Annotated in this window: 10 protein-coding genes; 1 reads left to right on the top strand and 9 read right to left on the bottom strand. The window is 41.5% G+C overall.

Annotation, left to right across the window (positions count from 1 at the left end):
• Positions 1 to 41: 41 nt before the first annotated feature.
• The 3 genes from HYG79_RS04000 to cyoE form a co-directional block, all read right to left on the bottom strand.
• Positions 42 to 1016: a cytochrome c oxidase subunit 3 gene (locus tag HYG79_RS04000; protein WP_179240875.1), complete on the bottom strand. Its 975-nt coding sequence runs from the start codon at positions 1014 to 1016 to the stop codon at positions 42 to 44.
• A 98-nt stretch (positions 1017 to 1114) separates the two neighbouring features.
• Positions 1115 to 1696 carry a cytochrome c oxidase subunit 3 gene (locus HYG79_RS04005; RefSeq protein ID WP_179240876.1) on the bottom strand — a complete coding sequence of 194 codons (582 nt, stop codon included), beginning with the start codon at positions 1694 to 1696 and terminating at the stop codon, positions 1115 to 1117.
• A 5-nt stretch (positions 1697 to 1701) separates the two neighbouring features.
• On the bottom strand, positions 1702 to 2601 hold the full coding sequence (cyoE, locus tag HYG79_RS04010) for a heme o synthase (protein WP_179243477.1): 900 nt from the start codon (positions 2599 to 2601) through the stop codon (positions 1702 to 1704).
• Between the two features lie 112 nt (positions 2602 to 2713).
• Between cyoE and HYG79_RS04015 the strand changes: the two genes are divergently transcribed.
• Positions 2714 to 3619 carry an MBL fold metallo-hydrolase gene (locus HYG79_RS04015; RefSeq protein WP_179240877.1) on the top strand — a complete coding sequence of 302 codons (906 nt, stop codon included), beginning with the start codon at positions 2714 to 2716 and terminating at the stop codon, positions 3617 to 3619.
• Between the two features lie 115 nt (positions 3620 to 3734).
• On the opposite strand, the gene HYG79_RS04020 is transcribed toward HYG79_RS04015, so the two are convergent.
• From HYG79_RS04020 to HYG79_RS04045, 6 genes are all read right to left on the bottom strand, one after another.
• Complete coding sequence (locus tag HYG79_RS04020; RefSeq protein ID WP_179240878.1) at positions 3735 to 4439, bottom strand: energy transducer TonB; 705 nt, start codon at positions 4437 to 4439, stop codon at positions 3735 to 3737.
• A 62-nt stretch (positions 4440 to 4501) separates the two neighbouring features.
• Positions 4502 to 4900, bottom strand: coding sequence for a VanZ family protein (locus HYG79_RS04025; protein WP_179240879.1), 399 nt, complete (start codon positions 4898 to 4900; stop codon positions 4502 to 4504).
• Positions 4893 to 5273 carry a glycine cleavage system protein GcvH gene (gcvH, locus tag HYG79_RS04030; protein WP_179240880.1) on the bottom strand — a complete coding sequence of 127 codons (381 nt, stop codon included), beginning with the start codon at positions 5271 to 5273 and terminating at the stop codon, positions 4893 to 4895. The genes HYG79_RS04025 and gcvH overlap by 8 nt, the downstream gene beginning before the upstream one ends.
• Before the next feature lie 435 nt (positions 5274 to 5708).
• Positions 5709 to 12908, bottom strand: coding sequence for a T9SS outer membrane translocon Sov/SprA (sov, locus tag HYG79_RS04035; protein WP_179240881.1), 7200 nt, complete (start codon positions 12906 to 12908; stop codon positions 5709 to 5711).
• Between the two features lie 5 nt (positions 12909 to 12913).
• Entirely contained in the window at positions 12914 to 13495 is a 582-nt protein-coding gene (gene ruvA / locus HYG79_RS04040; RefSeq protein WP_179240882.1) for a Holliday junction branch migration protein RuvA, read from the bottom strand.
• A 119-nt stretch (positions 13496 to 13614) separates the two neighbouring features.
• The gene (locus tag HYG79_RS04045; protein WP_179240883.1) at positions 13615 to 15909 is read right to left on the bottom strand and encodes an NADP-dependent malic enzyme; all 2295 of its coding nucleotides are present in this window, start codon (positions 15907 to 15909) and stop codon (positions 13615 to 13617) included.
• Positions 15910 to 15999 lie beyond the last annotated feature (90 nt).

A 15999-nucleotide genomic window follows, 5' to 3' on the forward strand; every position in this document is an offset into this window, starting at 1 on the left:
ACTATTCAATAGATTTTTACTTTACGATACGTCGTCTAAGATCAAACCAAATAGAAAAACGTAAATACGAATACCCACACCAAATCTACAAAGTGCCAGTACAACCCTACTTTCTCTACCATCTCATAATGTCCTCTGCGCTCATAAGTACCCAAAACAACATTGAAGAAAATAATGACGTTGATAAGAACCCCGGAAAATACGTGGAAACCGTGAAAACCGGTGATAAAGAAGAAAAAATCAGCAAATAATCTACTACCATATTCATTGCGTACCAGATTGGCACCTTCTACGACCAGAACAGCTTCTTTGAGCTTGGCCAAGGACTGTTCCCTGTTCAATACGGCCTTTTCACCTTCTTCGTTTATAAATTCAGTTCGTATAAGAATGTTCGGGTCAGCTTTGAAACCGGCCACGACCTCCTCTAAATTATAACTGGGCATGTAGCCTTCGTCATAATACCAAATTCCATTTTTATTTTCATGTTTTACCCGCTCTCCCGGTATGGTTTTAGCGAAGTCCCCTATGGCTGCCCTATCTCCTGTATCAGCATTAACAAACTGTAATATTCTACCCCCTTTGGTTTCGAGAGCACCATAATCCCCTTTGATAAAAGTAGCCCATTCCCAAGCTTGCGAACCAACGAATATAGCACCGCCGATAATGGTCAAGAACATATACCATATTACGGCATTCTTTTTATTATTGTGCCCCGCATCAACGGCCAATACCATAGTTACCGAGGACATGATCAGAATAAATGTCATAAAGGCAACATAGTACATAGGGTAGTTACCATGAAAAAAAGGCACGTGAGTAAATACCTCATCGGCGATTGGCCATGTTTCTATAAACTTAAATCTAGAAAAACCATAGGCGGCCAAAAAACCGGAAAAAGTCAAGGCATCCGAGACCAAGAAAAACCACATCATCAATTTTCCATAGCTAGCTCCTAAAGGTCTGTTGCCACCTCCCCAAACATTTTCTTCTGCACCTGTTGTTACCGTTGAGTCCATATACTACTATCGTATTAATAAAAGTTTCACAAATTTATAGTTTTCTTCGTTCAAACGAAAAACTAATTAGCATCAAAAACCGACTTTCTAGTTATTTATTATCGAAAGAAATAAAAAAACAATATTAAATACACCCATAAAAAGTCTAAAAAGTGCCAAAAAGTGGCTCCTATTTCCAAACCGACCATATCATCTGGTGTGTATTTTCCCTTGGTTTGATTAAAAATCACCACCAATAAAGAAATAATTCCCGCTACCACGTGTGCAATGTGCACGGCAGCAATGAGAAAAATATAGGAGAGCGTTATATTACTTGTGGGGCCCGTAAAATAATATCCACTGCCTATCATCTCTGAAAAGCCCCTAAATTGCAATAAGATAAAAGCAATACCAAGCCCCAAGGTAACCAACAGCCAAGTGGTGCTTCGTTTTTGTTTATTGGACTTCAAAGCCATTTTGGCAAAATAATATGTGACGCTGCTGAATATGATGATTACCGTACTTACGAAAAAAGACTGTGGCAGTTCAAAATCCTGCAGCCAATCTTCCCTGGTACTACTTACAATGTAAGCGCTCGTCCAACCTGCAAAACCCATTAACAAGCTCACAATACCAAACCAAAGCATCATTTTTTTGGCCCTGTCACTCTTTTCCTTTTCCGTACCTTTTGTTAAATCCATCCTCTCTATATAAACTTATCCACCACGTAAACTACCTGCATCAATGTAATATAGCTTACACTGGCCAACATTAAGCTACGTGCCGATTTATTGTCTTTTCTCGTAAACAGGCGCAATGCAAAAACCAACATCACCATTCCCATCAAAAATATAACTATCGCCGCCACGATCGATAATTGTAACCTACCGGTTATACCAAAAACGGGGATTATTGAAATGACTATCATCCAAATGGTGTACATAATTATTTGTAGTGCCGTGCCCTTATCTTTTTTTCCGGTAGGCAACATTTTGAATCCGCCACGTTTGTAATCGTCATCCAACATCCAACCCAAAGCCCAAAAATGTGGGAACTGCCAAAAAAATTGAATCATAAAAAGAGTTCCCGGTTCAATGCCAAAATCGTTCGTTGCCGCCACCCAGCCCAACATAAAGGGAATAGCTCCTGGGAACGCCCCAACAAATACCGCTAGTGGCGTTTTCGTCTTTAAGGGTGTATACACGCTAGTATATAAAAAAATAGATATAGCACCGAACATTGCGGTTTGGGGGTTTAGAACATACAGTGCGATGACACCGAGCACGGTCATGGTAATTGCGATGGACAATGCGGTGTTCACGGTCATGCTACCGGCTGGTATGGGCCGATTTTTGGTGCGGTTCATCAATGCATCCAAATCTTTCTCAATAACCTGATTATAGGCATTTGATGCGCCTACCATACAATAGCCGCCAAAGGCCAATAACAATACCGAAGTGAGCTGTATTTCAGTAGCACCTAAAAAATAACCGGCAATCGAAGAGAAAACAACACTTACCGCCAACCTTGCCTTGGTGATTTCCTTAAAGTCCGTAAAAACCAAAGATAAAGGGGAGGTTTTTGCTGTATTGACCGCAGTCTTCATGCACATTTTTTATTGGTTGGCAAAGATACGCCCCAAACCCATTTTTTGCAACCAAATGCAGAGGTTTATGTTATTTTTGACAAACAGTGCGTCTAAGCATTAAACCCACATTATGAAAACAAAAAAGAAATTCATTTTAGCCCTATCCACGGTATGTACAACCCTTTTACTGAACGCACAACAAAAAAAGGTTACGATTACCGTTGACACCTTATCAAGCCAAGTCTACATGCTAACGGGACAGGGAGGAAATATTGGTATTTATGTTGGCGAAGACAACGTATTCATGATCGATGACCAATTTGACCGCCTGAGCGATATGATAAAAACCACTATTGCCCAACTAACGGATAAGCCCATTGCTTTTCTATTCAATACACACATGCACGGGGACCATTCCGGGGGCAATGCGAAATTTAATTCCGAACACACTACTTTGGTGGCGCACGATAATGTAAGGAAGCGAATAAAAAGCAACCAAAAAATGAAATTGGAGAACAATACCATTATCAAGGAGTATTACGAAAAAATGTTACCCGAAGTTACGTTTTCGGACGATATCACTTTTCACGATGGCGATGAGACCATTATGGGGTTTCATGTGCACAATGCCCATACCGATGGTGATGCCATGATATATTTTATGAAAAACAACGTGTTGCACATGGGCGACACCTACTTTTCAGGTCGATATCCTTTTATCGATTTAAATAGCGGTGGTAGTATAACAGGTTATATCGCAGCACACAAAAAGGCTTTGATGCTTATAGATGATGAAACTAAAATCATCCCCGGTCATGGTAAACCATCCAACAAAAAGGAACTTGAAACATATGTAGGTATGTTGGAAGAAATAAAAATGAAAATCGATGCGGAAATTACCAAAGGGGCATCACTCAACGAAGTAAAAACAAATTCAAGCTTAAGTAAAGCCTATGACGAATCGCACGGAAGCGGATTCATAAATCCCGAAAAATTAAGGGAGACCTTTTACAAAAGCTTAAAATCAGTGGAATAAACAGTATTAGAAAAAAATCTCCAAAAAATAATCCAAATATATTTTGGCTGTAGCCCAAAAATAAAAATCCCGAGTCAAGACTCGGGATTGTTTATGATTCATTTTGAATGGATTCTTATTGCAACTTAAAGTTTATCGGAATACTGAAAGGTACACGCACCGCTCTACCCCTTTGTTTTCCTGGAGTCATTTTAGGCAATTTACTAATGATTCTAGCGGCCTCTTTCTCCAAGTTCTTGTCCGGCCCCCTCATACGTACACCACCGATACTACCGTCTTTTTGAATGACGAACATCACGCTTACCCTTCCTTGTACACCCATTTCTTGTGCAATTTCTGGATAACGAAAGTTCTTTCTAATGTGCTTGTTCATCATTTCTTGAAAACAAGCCCTTTTGTTACTGGCACTTTCACAACCGGGAAAAACCGGCACGTCCTCAATAACCGCAAAAGGTACATCAACATCTTCCTCGACTTCTTCTACTTCAACATCTTCGACTTCCATCACCTCATCCTCTTGGCTGGTTTCGGTAGATTCGATTACCGTTTCCTCAACTTCTTCCTCGTCTTCGACAACCTCGATTACCTCGGGTGCCGCTGGCGGTGGCGGTGGCGGTGGCGTCTTTATCTGTTCGGTCATGGGAACTTCCTCATCCAACTGATCCTCAACATTCAATGATATGTCATAATCATTGTTATCGTCATACGTTTTCCATTCCAAAGCTCCATAAATCAGAGCCATTACAACAGCTAGACCGATAACAAAATATAAACTGCTATTTCGCCTCAAATCAGCTTTAGGATTCTTTTTTAGTTCCATCTTACAAAATTTTAATGTTCGCTAATTTAATTATTTATTTTATACAAAAGCAACTAATTGCCCTATTTTAATACACTTTTGGATGCAAAAAACAGTTTAACCACAACCGCCCCGGCAAATGCACCTAAACTATTTGCCAGTGCATCGTAGACATCCCCGCTTCTATTCGGAAAAAAATTATATTGCAAAATTTCAATAACCATACCATATGTTATGGCAAATAACAGGCTTATCATCAAAACAGGTAATATTTTGTTTCTTTTATCAAAAAATCCCAAAAAAAAGAAAAAACCCAAAAATGTTGCCACAAAATAAAATATGAAATGGGCGATTTTATCTTTGTGCGGTATATTCAAATTTAGCCATCCACCACCGCTGTTGGTCAATGTAGCCAAGCTAAGATAGGTTACGGTCGCCATCCAAGAAACAAAAGCAATGCCGGATGTTGCTTTTTTAAGCACCGACCAATGCTTTGTAGTCGGCATCGGTCAACAAACTTTCCACTTCGGACAAATCGCTAATCTTGATTTTTATCATCCAGCCTTCACCATAAGGGTCACTGTTCACTTTTTCGGGCTCGTCCTCCAAGGCCTCATTGAACTCCACGATTTCACCAGTAAGGGGCAAAAACAGGTCTGAAACGGTTTTTACCGCTTCGACCGTACCAAAAACCTCATCTTTGTCCAAAGTCTCGTCCAAGGTCTCAACTTCAACATAAACAATGTCACCAAGCTCACCTTGGGCAAAATCGGTTATGCCTACCGTGGCCATGTCGCCCTCTATACTTACCCACTCGTGATCTTTGGTGTACTTTAATTCTGATGGTATGTTCATTTGTTTTCTATTTGATTTTGAACAAATGTAGATTATTCCATGGCGATTTTCAAGAAAAACCTGAGTTGAAGTTGAGATGGAAAATGTTTTGGATTTCTCAATCGATATGATGCTTCTCGTTTTGAAATGACCCTAGTTACGCTCCGTCATTTTGAACCGAATGCAATGAGTGTGAGAAATCTATAGTATAGATGCCGCAAATTGCTCAATGGCAATATAGATTTCTCGTCGTTTCACTCCGTCGAAATGACTTTTTCAGATTTCTTAATCGTCCCGAAAATTCGGGACCCATTTGAAAAGACTATCGTTTTGTTCTGTCAATTCGAACCTTTCGACTGCGCTCAAGATAGGCTCCGTTGAAAAATCTTAGAGTCTTTGGATTTCTCACTCGATGCGATGCATCTCATTTCGAAATGACAAGAAGTATACAAGATATCAATTCCCAAAATTATAACGCAACGTAAAGCCCGTATTGATAGTAGTCTGCGGAAAGGCCGTAGAAACCGCAAATTCCGAAAAGGCATGATCGTAGAAAAAGAGTGCGTTCAGGTTTTTGCTCAAAGCGTAATCTGCCGTAAATTTAAACGAGAACAGGTTCTGCCCCGAGGTCACTTGGTTGTTATCGATATCCAAATTGCGTATTATGGTAATGTTATCCCTAAGGGTCAAATCGGCCTTTAGGTTTAAATCCCCTTTTAAGCGCTGTTTTTGCCCCCCGATATTGGTAACCAACTTTACGTCCTTAAAGCGATAGCCCAGACCTACAGTATATTCTTTACCGTTTATCTCGGTCATTAGGCTATTGTCTAAACTCAGGGAGAGCACCCTATCCGTTCGTACTTCGGCCAAAACGCTCAACGAGTTTTTCATTTCAAAATCTACGCGCACCAATGGGTTAAAGGCGTCGTTCAAAGTTACCGTGTTCAAAATCAGGTCTGGTAACAAATCTTCATTTTCAGTATTAAAATTTCCGTTTTCTTTTTCCAAATTGGTCTGAAAAGAGTTGATGCTGTATGCCGCCCGATACCCATGGCTTAATGAAAATCGTTTGAATTTTTTCTTGAACCATTTATTTTTCATCAACCCTGTATATTTTACATTCCAGTTAGGGATAGGGATATCCCGAAACGCATCCAAATTTACCCGGTTCACATCTTGGCCTGTATAGGCTGCGAAGAAAGCCGGTAATAAAACATCTTGCTGGGTTTTCCCGTAACGTTGGGGAAAATTATCATCGTCTAAAGTTCCTGGAACCTGTCCCCTATCGGAGACCAACCTGTTGGCGATTATAATTCTATTTTGTTTGAATGTCTCGAAAAGTTCCGAATTGAATTCATCACTTTTCTTAAAAGCAGTACCTATCATCATCGTCGAGATACTAAAGTTCCCAATATTATTGCCCAATAGTTGATTGTACTCTCCATTTTCAATATTAAAACTCTCCTGATAACTATCGGAATATTGCCTATCGGCAGAAAGATCTATGGTCAAATCTTTTGTAGGTTGAGCCGTTGCCGTCAGATTTAATATTTTATTGGTACGTTCAATATATTGTTCATTAAACCTTGAGAATTCAGTAAGCCAACCATTACGAGCCGCTTCAAAACGCACATCGGCCTGACTACCAAAAACAAATCCCAACGAGGGTCTTGTTGTACCGATAAAACCAACACTTTGCGTGTATCCAGGCAATACCTTACCATTGTTCTCGCTATAGTTGATATTTAAACGTTTTACCATAGTAACAACATCTATAACCGTATTGTACAACCCGCTGGTCTTCCCTTTTGGTTTCTTTGCATCCTCCTTGGTATTGCCCGCTTTATCCCTTCGCACGGGTTGTCTGGCATTGGCCTCTTTCCCCGAACGTTTTTTTAGCCCCAATACATCATAAAATTTTTGCAGGGTCAAGTTTGCGGTCAAGTTATGTGTATTTGCATTCTGTATCGTATTAATTTGCGCTCCAGGTCCTAATTCCTCTTCGGCAACCTCTGCAATAGCATCACCGCCACGTTGCCAATCAAAATTGCTGGTGTACGAGTATTGCGCATTTATAAAGTCCAACGCCGGTATTTTATTGAACGGTAAATCATAGTTCAACTGCATTTGTTGGGCGTGCCGATTGGGCTCGCCAATATCAAAGAAACCGTCCCATAAATCCAAAGCCTCGTTTATTCCCGATTCATCATTGCCTTCCTCGTTAAAATAGTTACGGACAATATTATTGTTACTCGCCGTTAAATTTAATCGCAGGGATTTGCTCAAACTATAGTTTACGGCATATTGCCAATTGAACAGGTAGTTGCGTTGCTGCAATAAAGGTAGTTCCAATCTATCAACACCTGGCTCCAATACGTCTCTAAAACGTTGTTGGTTGAAAGAGCGGTTTAAGTTTGAATTGACCGATACACTGGTTGGCAATAGATTAAAATTCAAATCTTTTAACCATTTCCAATACTTACCTGTAAAAAGGGAGTCTTTTTTTGCAAAAGGGGCTACTTCAACAGGTTTAAAATTATGATTGTACACAAACCCGGTCACTACGTTTTGATCGCGCAGACTGGCTATCTCAAAGTCCCGATGATCCGTTTCGTTATATGAATAGTTAAAAGTAAAGTTCTCGATATCGTAAAAATTGGCATCGGCCTCCTCACCTCGCTCCTTTCTTACCCCAATCAGGTTGATACTTGTACGCTTGGTATAATCCTCTGCTTGTTCTTGTATGGTTTCCGCATCTTCAGGTGTGTCCGCCGCCGCTATTCTATCTTCCAATCGTAAATCATCATATACGGGATCAAACTCGGGTGTAATGATCTGCTCGGCAATACCATAGTTAAAAGGTATGGTGATTCCCCATTTTTTTGGCAATAACTGTCCCACATTCACATTCGTGACCACATCATAGGAGATAGCATCTTCCCGAGCCCTTTCATTGGGCATTTGATCTATGCCACCAAACCCTGAAGTGCTTTTACTCCCCGTTGCCGATACGTTGGCAAAATCGGCCATGTTCGCGTCAATAGCGGCAACTGCGGCCCATCCCCCATTATTGTCCAAACCTGCCAAACGCAATTCATTGAACCAGACCTCGCCACGGGCGGGAATATTATCCGTATTCTTGATACCTACCATCATTCCGCGAATACTTCCCAAGGATGGGTTACCGCGAATACCAATCCTGTGCGCCCCAAGAGTTCTTGGCGCAAATTCCGGTACCGGAACCGGCTCTCCATCAATAATATCATAATAGGTCACCTCACTCAATGTCTGGTTGGCTATCCCTAGGGATTTTACTTTTTTCAAGGCATCCAACGATATGTTGATCTCATTGACATCGGGCCAAATTTCCTCGGCAGTCAGTGCTCCAAAAGGGGTAAACTGCAATGGCAGTTCTATTTGATAAAAATTCTCGGAGAAGTCCGTTCCTATCCGTAGGAAACCTACCAAGGGCGTATCATCATCGGAATAGTCGGTATCAATTATCTTTTCAGCATGCATGAACATTCTAAGGCGTTCATATTGCCTCATATCAATATTCACATTTTTGAACACCCCTCTTGAATCTTCGGATTCCAAATTTTCCACGACAAAAGAAAGGGACTGTTCATTTTGACGGATTATCGTGTTGTTGTTGTTCAACCGTTCCCGAACCACGCCTGGTGGAAGCACATATGGGATAGGTGTTCTATTTTCGTTTTCTTCAATATTGACCGCATTTACGTCGGTCGTTGTGTTATCATCGGAAGGGTCGGCATCAATACTGGCATCTTGTAACGTACGGGTATAGGCACGCCAGTCGCCACGAACCAAATCTAAGGTCGCAAAACGAAGCACGGTAGGCCCTGTGAAACCTGTTAAATACATACGCATAAAACTAATGGACCTAAAATCAGTAATGCCACCGATAGCATCGGTAAAATCGGTCAACGGAATTTTATATTGAATCCAACGCCTATTTAAACTCCTACCATCGGGAACTTCCCCGGCCGGCACCTGTTCGGTTTCCAAGATATCGGTAACATATTGATCGTTAATCGTAGTATTCGGTTTGATCTGGATACGATATTCGTAATAACTGTTTACCGTATTCATGGTCAAATCCCTATCTACATCCTCTACATCGGGCAAGGTGGTCGAGCCTCTATCGGTCTGCGTTACTTCGACCGGGGAGTTTCCTTCCAAGTTGTTATAATCCAAGTAACGTTCCAAAACGTTACCTTCCCTTGCCAGATAATATTGATAATTGTCCAAGGCAGGGTCGAGGCCGGTATTGTTGGAGTACACTGCGCCCTCTTCGGCATCAGGCAGTCCGTCAAAACCGATATCCTGCAAATCCCTGCTGGCCTCATCGGCATCAAATGCATATACTAACGATTGTGTTGACGGTGTTTCCCCCCAAGAAGTCGATGCTACCAAATCGTTACTGTTTACTCCGGGAAGGCCATTTTCGTACTGCTTTCTACCATCTTTCAAGATATCCTCGGAGATATTGCCCAGATTTATGACCAATTCTCCCGGCGAATTTGTAATTCCATCAACATAGGGGTCCATTACCCAAAACTGAACAAACTCTACGTTGGATTGTTCAAAATTGGTACTGCTCAAAGGCCGCATAATCCCTGCCCATTTGTTTTCCGGTACCTCGGTATCAAAATTAGGGTTGTTGTTGTATGGCCCTTTTACATTAGGGTAATAATTGATGTTCAAGGTATTCTGGGCCTGGGTCTGCCCCTGAGCCACATCTTGATTGAACAATCTATTGATAAAAATCTGGCGGGTCTCGTTGGACGACACGTCACTATCCGAAACTCCCGAAGGCCTTTGGTTTCGGCTATAAAAGATACGGTCAATACTATACCACGCCATTTTTGCACGGCCATAACCATTTAACAAATTATCCGGATCTGTTGGCGAACTCCCTGACAATTGTCCACCCGGTGCAAACTCCAATGGTGTACTCGCCAAGGTCCACCCTAAAAAAGAACGGATATCTATAAGTGCCTGTGCACCTTCAAAATCATCCAAGTATGTTGTGGTTTCCCCGTTAAAATCCGCATTTTTGGGAGAATTGGGCTTTAAAAAGGCCACTTCCCCACGAACGGAAACATTAGAGGGTACATCTGTATCAATATTTGGGAGTTTGTTCGCCAAACGGGTCAAGAAAGGTACTTCAGTAGAAAAATTACCGTTTAGGCCAAAAATGGTATTGTTCACAGGTTCTATACCAAAATTGGATTTTTGGGTCAAAGGTCGCTCGTTAAGGTTCAATAAAGTAGCTCCCAATAGAAAGTTCTCATTGACCCTGTGCTCGACATTGATTCCCGTAAATCGCCTGGTCTGTTGTCCGAAGACCGCATTATTTTCTACGGATATATTTATGGGCGTATTCGAGGCCTCTAAACTGGGGTCTAAAAGCTGTACGGTTCCCGCCTGATAATTTACCGTGTAATCAATACCTTCTTGCAATTGCCTACCACCGGCCGTAACACGAACCGACCCTCTTGGAACATTGAACGCCCCAATGGGAATACCATTGTTCCCCTCGGATTTATAACGCCCGGTCAATTGAAACCTATTTTTTTCGGCATCCTGCAACGAAGCCGCCTTGGTCTTCGCATACATGTTACGGAAGACGTATTTTTGTTGATTCTCATTATAACCTTGGTCATTCTCAACATTATAAACACCACCACCCAATAAATCAAACAGATACTCCCCGAAAGGCTCCACTTTAGTAAAAATAATACGCCCGGATTGCGTGTCTACCGTCCTGCCAGGAACAAAATCAAAAAAACCGTCACCGCCCGGCTGCACATCATTGTAAACATTTAAACGGTCCAAATTAAAAACGTCCAAAAGAATTCGTTCTTCCAGTGGTTTTCCATTCGGTCCATTTGAACCTGCTGGAAAAGGCTCTACCGGAGTAATATAATTTCTTGGCGTGGGGTCCGAGTACAAGATGTTCAATTTAAAATCCTCTTGACTCAATCTAAATGCGCCCGTTGCATAGATGTTCTTCATCATCAAATCCCAAATAGGATCGGTAACATTGGTAATGTTACTTTTGAGTAATTTTAGCACCAACGTATTGTTGCTAACCACTGGATTAACACCTTGAGATACCGTGGTGGCATCCAAACCGCCATTGGCGAACTCCCCAACTTGAAAAACCTGACCATTGAAAATATACTGATAGGCGACGGCCAAAACCTCATCGTTGCTCAATCTTTGGTTCAATGAAATATAACCTAACTGTGTATCAAATTGATAATCCCTATTGGGTTCCAGCTTTCTAGCATTTTCCAAAAAGGCATAATCAAACCCTTGTTGCGGTGTATAACCAGGTATATTGAACCCTGCCTCCACAGTTGCAATATCACGTATTGAAGAAGTCAATGCTCCCCCATTGGCAATTAAAGCAGGATCGTAATTGTTCGCATTATTCCTTGGGAGATCATTTGGGCCATTAGGATTTGTATTGAAAAAAGTTCCTGTCACCCCTTCTAGCCTACCTGCCCTTGTGGTTCTTTCCAGAGGACTAGGGTTTAGAACATCAAACTCACCTAAATCTTGAAGGGCCACGATATTCCTAACGTTTGTTGTTTGCTGGCTCCTATTGGTCACCCAAACCTCTATTCTGGTAATTTGCACCTGACTTTGTACAAAGGGGTATTTCTCTAGCGCACTATCGTAATTATCCCTAAAATATTGCGATAAAAAAAAGTGTTTGTCCTCGTCGTAGTCCAAAGCGGTCAGGGAAAAATCATTTAAAGTACCACCACCCTGTGCGACTACCGTGTTACTTTGAGAGCGCTGTTCGGAAAAGACCGCCGTTACCGTGGTTCTCCCAAACTGCAATTGTGTCTTTACCCCAAAAAGGCTTTGCGCTCCCTGTATCAAAGAGCTGTTCAAGGGCATATTCACGTTACCCACTTCAATCTTACGTAAAATATCGTCCTCGGTAGGGGTATAGTCCAATTTCACCAAATTCTGAAAATCAAAAGTGGCCTCGGTATCATATCCGGCGGTTACTTTTAATCGTTCCCCGATGCTGCCCAACATACTCAAACTTATACGCTGATCAAAATCAAAGGAGGGTACGGTTCTGTTTCTTATAGACCTGGCAGGGTTGTCGTTGCGCTGAATAATCACACCTAAGTCCATAGCAACCGAACCTTGGGGGATTACCTCAATAGTGTTACCCCCAAAAACCGACTCAAAGAAATTATTGTTGATATAAAAGTTAGGCAACAAATTTTTACGCGCCTCTTCACTTCCCTCTTTTTTACCTGTGTATGCGTCGATTTTTTCTTTGAAATAGTCTTTCATAGACTCCTTTCGCACCAAATCACGATACTGTTGGGGGGTTAAAATTATAGGATAGTTTATATCAAAATCACCAACACTCTCCGTATAGATATATCTATCCAGTTTTGGATCATAAGTATATTTGGAAACTACGCTCTGCGGGTTTTGTAACTTTAATTTTCCAAGGGAGTAACCTGTTTTAACAGAATCTTGCCCTTTCTCATTGGTTTCTTGGGCCAAAGAAGTATTTGTGACCGCAAAAAAAACAATGAAAGAGAAAAGAAACTTAAATGTTGGTTTAAGAATTGATTTAGCCCCTGTTTTCAAACTTATTACAAATTTTTAAGCGAAAGTTTTATAATGTCCTCAACGCTTAGTGTGGGGTCTTGGTTGGTTATTTTATCCACTATTTTTTCGGATTGTCTGCGAGCAAACCCAAGAACCTCTAAAGCAGATAACGCTTCTTCTTTGTTTGTATTGTTTGGACTTACCGAAACTTCATCAATATCATATATTTTTAAAACCTTGTCTTTTAGGTCTAGAATCACACGTTGGGCCGTCTTGGCCCCTATTCCCTTAATACCCTGTATTATGGGCACATCCCCCATTGCAATGGCATCCCTAATTTGTACAGGCGATAACGAGGACAACATGGTACGTGCCGTACTGGAACCGATACCCGAAACCGACAATAACAATCTAAAAATTTCACGTTCCGATTTTTCCGCAAAACCGAACAGGGTATGTGAATCTTCCTTTACTTGAAGGTGTGTGAACAGGGAAATGTTCTCCGAGTCGATTAACCGTGAAAAAGTATGCAACGAAATATTGACAAAATACCCTACGCCTGCACATTCAACTATGACATTCGTTGGATTTTTTTCTACCAATTTTCCTTTAAGGTGATGAATCATATTTTGAGTTCAGAGTTTAAATTTTAAAACAATCCCTTAATGACTTCAATGCCAAAAACATAACTACTTTTCTGAAGCGGATTGGCACGAACTGTTCATTATGAGTGTAAATTATCCCTCTACACGTTGGACTTCGCTTTTCTACGCTTTTCCCGTTCTTGTGCATCGATTACCGCCACGGCGGTCATATTCACCATTTCGTCAACACTCGCCCCTAATTGCAGTATATGTACCGATCTACGCAAACCTACCATAATCGGGCCGATTGAATCTGCCCGGTTCAACTCTTTCAAGAGTTTATAGGTAATATTGGCAGATTCCAAATTCGGAAAAATCAAAGTATTTACCTTCTTGCCCGCCAACTTTGAGAACGGAAACTGACTTTGCAAGAGCTCTTTATTCAAGGCGAAATCGGTTTGTATCTCTCCGTCTACCACCAAATCGGGATTGGTCTCATGTAGAATTCTTACCGCTTCCCTCACTTTTTTGGCATGTGGATGCGATGAAGAACCAAAATTGGCATAGGACATTAAAGCCAATACGGGATCAAACCCAAAGGTTGAGGCAACATTGGCCGTCATCCTGGCAATTTCGGCTATTTCTTCGGCATTGGGATCAATATTGATCGAGGTATCCGCCAAGAACAAAGGTCCCCTATCAGTTATCATGATATTGACCGTAGATACCCGTTTCACATTGGATGCTCGGCCGATGACTTCAAAAATAGGTTTTACAACGGTGGGATACGCTCTTGAATAACCGGAAATCATCCCATCGGCATCACCCTCCAAAACCATCATAGCGCCAAAATAATTACGTTCGCGCATTTTGGCCTTGGCACTATAAAATGTAGTCCCGTCACGTTTGCGACCTTCCCAGTATTTTGTCGCATACCTAATCAACTTGTCATTAAAACCGTCTGATTTAGGGTCTATGATGTTTAGATCGGCATCAAATTCGAGTTCGTTCTTCAGCTCCAGTATAATTTCTTTTCTTCCCAATAGAATGGGCTCGGCAATACCTTCTTCATGCACAATTTGAGCTGCTTTCAATACATCCAACTGATCTGCCTCTGCAAAAACTATCTTTTTTGCGTTTGACCTGGCGCGGTTGTGCAATAGCCTTACCACTTTGTTATCATTACCCGATCGCTGTAGCAGTTCCTCTTCATATTTATCCCAATCCTCTATTGGGGCTTTCGCCACTCCACTTTCCATAGCTGCCCTTGCGACTGCTGGAGGAATAACAGAGATCAATCGTTGGTCAAAAGGTTTGGGAATAATATAGTCCTTACCAAAAGTAAGCCGTGTTTCACCATAGGCAATATTTACTTGCTCGGGTACAGGCTCTTTGGTAAGTTCGGCCAACGCCTTTACGGCGGCCATTTTCATTGCTTCATTTATAGAAGTTGCCCTAACATCCAATGCTCCGCGAAATATAAATGGAAAGCCCAAAACATTGTTTACTTGATTTGGATGGTCCGATCGCCCGGTGGCCATAATAATATCCTTACGTGTTTTACATGCCAAATCATAGGCAATCTCAGGGTTTGGATTGGCCATCGCAAATACAATGGGGTTATCTGCCATGGATTTCAACATCTGTGGTGTAACGATATCCGCAATGGAGAGTCCCACAAAAACATCGGCATCTACCATAGCTTCTTCCAAGGTATCTATTTTTCTATCCGAGGCAAATTCCCGCTTTTCCTTCGATAAATTTTCCCTATCGCTGCGAATGACCCCTTTACTATCGAGCATTACGATATTTTTGGAACTGGCCCCAAAAGCTTTGTACAAACGTGTACAGGAAACAGCTGCAGCTCCCGCACCGCTGATTACGATACGAACATCCTCTATCTTTTTTTCCGATAGTTCCAAAGCATTTAAAAGTGCTGCTGCCGAAATAATCGCAGTACCATGTTGGTCATCGTGCATTACGGGGATATCCAGCTCTTCCTTTAATCGCCGCTCTATTTCGAAGGCCTCCGGCGCTTTTATATCTTCTAAATTGATACCACCAAAAGTGGGGGCTATCATTTTTACGGTTTCCACAAATTTATCCACATCCTCGGTATCGAGTTCAATATCGATTCCATCAATATCCGCAAAAATCTTGAAAAGCAAGCTCTTTCCTTCCATTACAGGCTTTGAGGCTTCCGGACCAATATTTCCCAGTCCTAAAACTGCCGTACCATTGGAGATTACGGCCACTATATTACCTTTTGCCGTGTACTTGTAAACATTTTCCTTGTCCTTGGCAATTTCCAAACAGGGTTCCGCAACACCTGGCGAATAGGCCAAGGCCAAATCCCTTTGTGTGGAATAAGGTTTTGTGGGTACTATCTTTATCTTTCCAGGTTGTGGCTTGGCATGGTAGATAAGTGCTTCACGTCGTTGCTTCTGTTTGCTCATGAATCTGATTTTTGGAAAACAAATTTAAGGGTATTGTTTGTAAAAGAGCACTAGATGCAAGTGTTTAATATTCAAACTTTTCAATACTGG

Source organism: Costertonia aggregata (assembly GCF_013402795.1).
Taxonomy (GTDB): domain Bacteria; phylum Bacteroidota; class Bacteroidia; order Flavobacteriales; family Flavobacteriaceae; genus Costertonia; species Costertonia aggregata.